At 67.0% G+C, this 4,588-nt stretch carries 4 protein-coding genes and 1 pseudogene; 1 reads left to right on the top strand and 4 read right to left on the bottom strand.

Annotation, left to right across the window (positions count from 1 at the left end):
- A pseudogene (locus ACRDUX_RS15490) lies at nucleotides 1-666 on the top strand (zinc ribbon domain-containing protein); the annotation flags it as partial.
- 9 nt (nucleotides 667-675) lie between these two features.
- Here the strand turns inward: ACRDUX_RS15490 and ACRDUX_RS15485 are convergent.
- The 4 genes from ACRDUX_RS15485 to ACRDUX_RS15470 are packed head-to-tail and all read right to left on the bottom strand — an operon-like array spanning nucleotide 676 to nucleotide 4,483.
- Nucleotides 676-1,746, bottom strand: a complete 1,071-nt coding sequence (locus tag ACRDUX_RS15485; protein ID WP_526414904.1) for a sulfate/molybdate ABC transporter ATP-binding protein — start codon at nucleotides 1,744-1,746, stop codon at nucleotides 676-678.
- Between the two features lie 18 nt (nucleotides 1,747-1,764).
- Entirely contained in the window at nucleotides 1,765-2,577 is an 813-nt protein-coding gene (gene cysW, locus ACRDUX_RS15480; RefSeq protein WP_526414903.1) for a sulfate ABC transporter permease subunit CysW, read from the bottom strand.
- On the bottom strand, nucleotides 2,574-3,446 hold the full coding sequence (cysT, locus tag ACRDUX_RS15475; protein WP_526414902.1) for a sulfate ABC transporter permease subunit CysT: 873 nt from the start codon (nucleotides 3,444-3,446) through the stop codon (nucleotides 2,574-2,576). The genes cysW and cysT overlap by 4 nt, the downstream gene beginning before the upstream one ends.
- Entirely contained in the window at nucleotides 3,443-4,483 is a 1,041-nt protein-coding gene (locus tag ACRDUX_RS15470; RefSeq protein WP_526414901.1) for a sulfate ABC transporter substrate-binding protein, read from the bottom strand. The genes cysT and ACRDUX_RS15470 overlap by 4 nt, the downstream gene beginning before the upstream one ends.
- Nucleotides 4,484-4,588: the final 105 nt, after the last annotated feature.

Genomic DNA, 4,588 nt, shown 5'->3' with positions numbered 1-4,588 from the left:
GCGACGCCGTCGACGTCCCCGGCACGATTGCTCCTGATCGTCGCTGCCGTTGCCGCCGTCGTCATGGCCGCGTCGGTCGCGCTGTCGTTGTGGCTGACGCCGCCCAAGGCCCAAGTCGTGTGCCCGCCCGACTGCGGGCAGCCGCCGATCAGCAAACCGGTCGCCACCAACCCTCGCTTCACCCCGAGCACCGGCGAGTTCTCGGTCTCCTACCCGGGTGAGGGCACGGCGTACGAGGCCACCTTCGAGCCGAACGGGGTGGTCCTCGACCTTCTTGCTGGCGATGGCGGCACGCTGCGACTGTTCGGACAACCCGCGAACGGTCAGACGCCGCGCCAGATCGCGGACGATCTGCTCAGGGACCACTACCCGGACGCAACGTTCGCCTACGAGATTCCGAACGCCTTCGTGGGATACCAACTCGGATACGGCGAAGTCGCCGACGACTACCCGGCCGATGCCATCGGGGATGATGGGCGCAACCGCGTCCTGATCATGGTCGCCGTGAAGAATGACTTCGCGTTGATCGCCGCGGGGGCCGGCCCGTACCGCGAGTTCAGTCCGGAATTCGGCTCCGGCCATCCCTCGGGGGCCAACTTCTTTCTCGCGCTGGACATGGGCAAGTACGTCAACAGCTTCACGTGGCGCGGGGATCCGCCCCGCTGAAGGCCGGTGTCAGGCCTTCGTCAGCGTGGCGATGTCATCGGCTTCGTCGACCGCGGGCAACTCGGTGCCGCCGGGGATCGACGGCACCCGGGTGGCGCGGACGTAGACGGTGTCGCCCGCCTTCAAGCCGAGTGCCTCGGCATCGCCGCGGGTGATCTGCGCGGTGAACGCGGCGTTGTCGGTGGCACCGGTGAGCTCGACGCGAACCTCGAAGCCCAGCACCGCGATTCGGTCGATGGTGGCACGGATGACACCGGCTGAGGACACGCTGCCGTCGGCTTGCGCGATCGCCATGTCGGGGTTGCGGCCCACCCGAATGTCGTGCGGTCGGACCAGCGCGCCGTTCAAGGAGGACACCGCCCCGAGGAACGACATGACGAACCCGTTGGCCGGGTTGTCGTACACCTCGGTCGGGCCACCGACCTGTTCGATGCGGCCCTGGTTCAGAACGGCGATCCGGTCGGCCACGTCGAGCGCCTCTGCCTGATCGTGGGTCACCAGCACGGTGGTGACGTGGACTTCGTCGTGCAGGCGGCGCAGCCAGGAGCGCAGGTCCTCGCGCACCTTGGCGTCGAGCGCACCGAACGGCTCGTCGAGCAGCAACACCTGTGGGTCCACCGCGAGCGCGCGGGCGAGCGCCATCCGCTGCCGCTGCCCACCCGAGAGTTGACTCGGGTAGCGGGTTTGGAAACCGGCCAGCCCGACGATCTCCAGAAGGTTGTCGACCTTGTCCTTGACCTCGGCCTTGGGCCGCTTGCGGATCTTCAGCCCGAAGGCGACGTTGTCACGCACCGTGAGGTGTTTGAACGCGGCGTAGTGCTGGAAGACGAAGCCGATGCCGCGCCGCTGCGGGGGCACCCCGGTGACGTCCTGCCCCTTGATGGTGATGGTGCCGGTGTCAGGCTGGTCGAGCCCGGCGATGGCCCGTAGCAGAGTCGACTTGCCCGATCCGCTGGGCCCGAGCAGTGCCGTCAGAGAACCCTCGGGAACGTCGAAGTCGACGTTGTCCAGGGCGACGAAGTCGCCGTAGCGCTTGTTGGCGCCGCGCACCGTGATCGCATTTGGCTCATCGGAAGTCATGGGTCTCCTACTCGAAGCCTATTTTGCCGCCCGGGCGCGCCGGGCGTCGAGGATCACTTGTACGACCAGCACGAACACCGCGACGGACATCAACAGCGTCGACACGGCGTACGCGCCGTACTCCTCACCGCGGCTGTAGCGGTCGGAGACCAGCAGCGTCAGCGTCTGCGACGTGCCGGGAAGGTTGGACGACACCATGATGACCGCGCCGTACTCGCCGAGGGTGCGGGCGATGGTCAGCACGATCCCGTACGTCAGACCCCATCTGATCGACGGCAGCGTGATGCGCCAGAAGGTCTGCCACCACTGCGATCCCAGCGTGGCGGCGGCTTCCTCCTGATCGGTGCCGATCTCGTGCAAGAGGGGTTCGACCTCGCGGATGACGAAGGGCAGCGTGACGAAGATGCTGGCCAGCACGATGCCAGGCAGCCCGAAGATGATCTTGAAGCCGAGATCGTTCTCGACGAAGCCCAGCGCACCGGCCGACCCCCACAGCAGGATAAGGGCCACGCCCACGACGACGGGCGACACGGCGAAGGGCAGGTCGATGATGGCCTGCAGCGCGCTCTTGCCGCGAAACCTGTTGCGCGCCAACACCAGAGCGGTCGGCACCCCGAAGATCACGTTGAGCGGCACCACGATGGCCACCACGAGCAACGACAACTGCAGGGCCGAGATCGCCGCGGGCGTGCCGATCGATGCGAAGAAGGCGCCGATACCTGGCGTGAAGGTGCGCCACAGGATCAGCCCGACCGGGACGATGACCAGGATCAGGACGTAGGCCAGGGCCAGGAAGCGGAGGAGATAACGCACCGACCGAGACAGGGTCATCGGGAGAGTTCCTCTCGCTTCGCCGCCCGGGAACCGACTGCCCTGAGGACGAACAACACCAGGAACGAGGCCACCAGCAGCACGATGGAGATCGCTGCGGCACCCGTGCGGTCGTCGTTCTCGATCAGGGTGCGGATCCACTGAGACGAGACCTCGGTCTCCCCCGGCACCGCGCCACCGATCAGGACGACCGAGCCGAATTCGCCGATCGCCCGCGAGAACGCGAGGCCCGCACCCGACAGCAGCGACGGCAGTAACGCGGGCAGGACGACCCGCGTGAAGATGGTCAGGTTGTTGGCGCCCAACGACGCCGCGGCCTCTTCGACCTCGCGGTCGAGTTCCAGTAGCACCGGCTGCACCGAACGCACGACGAACGGCAGCGTGACGAACAGCAGCGCGACGCCGACGCCCCACTTCGTGTGCTGAAGATGAAGTCCGACTGGGCTGTTCGGGCCGTAGAGCGCCAGCATCACCAGGCTCGCGACGATGGTCGGCAGCGCGAACGGCAGATCGATGACGGCGTCGACAAGACGCTTGCCAGGGAAGTCGTCGCGGGTCAGCACCCAGGCCACCAGCAGACCGAAGAACATGTTCACCACGGTGACCCCGACCGAGATCGTCAGCGTCACCTTGTAGGACTCGATGGCGGCATTGGAGCTGACCGCGCTCCAGAACAGACTCCACCCGCCGCCGGCCGACTGCCACAGGATGGCGGCCAGCGGCAGTAGCACGATGACGCTGAGCCACAGTGTCGCGGCGCCTACGCGCAGCGACGTCGTGCCGTGGCGACGGCGCAGCCGTTTCGGCCCGGCCCCATCACCTTCTGGCTGGGGCCGCGCCTCGGGAGTCGGCGCCAGCCCAGCCGTCATCCCGTCGCCTGCTTGTAGATCTTGGTGATCGAGCCGTTGTCCTTGTCGAACAGCGCGGGATCGACGTCGCCCCAGCCGCCGAGATCGTCGATGGTCCACAGCTTCTCGGGTGCCGGGAAGTCAGCGGTGAATTCTGCTGCCACGGCGGGATCGACCGGGCGGAAACCGGCCTGAGCCCACACCTTCTGGCCCTCAGGGGTGTACAGGAAGTTCTTCAGTGCCGTGGCCTGCTCAAGGTGGGCGCTACTGGTGACGACCGCGACGGGGTTCTCGATCTTGAACGTCTGGGGCGGGTTGAGGTGCTCGACCGGCTTGCCCTGACGTTCGGTGTTGATCGCCTCGTTCTCGTAGCTGATCAACACGTCGCCCGTGCCCTGCAGGAACACGTCGGTGGCTTCGCGGCCCGAGCCGGGGCGCGTCTTGACGTGCTCGGTCACCAGCTTGTTGACGTAGTCAAGTCCTGCCTGCGGGTCCTTGCCGCCGTTGCTCTTGGCGGCGTACGGCGCCAACAGGTTCCACTTCGCCGAGCCGGAGCTCAGCGGGCTCGGGGTGACCACCTCGAGGCCCGGCTGCAGCAGGTCGTCCCAGTCCTTGATGTTCTTGGGGTTGCCCTTGCGCACGACGAGCGAAACCACGGATCCGAAGGGGATGCCCTTGGTGGCGTCGGTGTTCCAGTCCTTGGCCACCTTGTCGGCCTTGACCAGGCGGGTGACGTCGGGTTCGACGGAGAAGTTGACGATGTCTGCGGGCTTGCCGTCGACCACGCCTCTGGACTGGTCGCCCGATGCCCCGTACGACGTCGTCACCGCGACGCCCTTGCCCTCCGGGGTGGCCGCGAACGCGGGGATGATCTTGCTCCAGCCCGGCTCGGGTACGGCGTACGCGACGAGGGTCAGCGTGGTGTCGGCCTTCGGCTGATCCCCACCCCCGGCGACGTCGCTGGAACCGCCTCCGCACGCTGCGAGGAGGCTGGCCGTGACGGCGAGAGCGCCGATGCTGGTCCATGACTTGATCGGCTTGAGCTTCGACACTGGCATTGGTGGCCTTTCCTTGCGGGGTGACTTCAAGGGCTTGGAGAACCCCGTCACGGCGGCAAGGTGGCGAATCAGCCTCTGGGCACGAAAAAGGCCCCTACCGACACC

The organism is Mycobacterium sp., assembly GCF_050701675.1.
In the GTDB taxonomy this organism is placed as follows: domain Bacteria; phylum Actinomycetota; class Actinomycetes; order Mycobacteriales; family Mycobacteriaceae; genus Mycobacterium.
This window is presented reverse-complemented; position numbering and strand designations above follow the sequence as displayed.

Coding starts and splice junctions, on each gene's coding strand:
- ACRDUX_RS15485 (WP_526414904.1), bottom strand. CDS start 1,746: ATGACTTCCGATGAGCCAAATGCGATCACGGTGCGCGGCGCCAACAAG.
- cysT (WP_526414902.1), bottom strand. CDS start 3,446: ATGACGGCTGGGCTGGCGCCGACTCCCGAGGCGCGGCCCCAGCCAGAA.
- cysW (WP_526414903.1), bottom strand. CDS start 2,577: ATGACCCTGTCTCGGTCGGTGCGTTATCTCCTCCGCTTCCTGGCCCTG.
- ACRDUX_RS15470 (WP_526414901.1), bottom strand. CDS start 4,483: ATGCCAGTGTCGAAGCTCAAGCCGATCAAGTCATGGACCAGCATCGGC.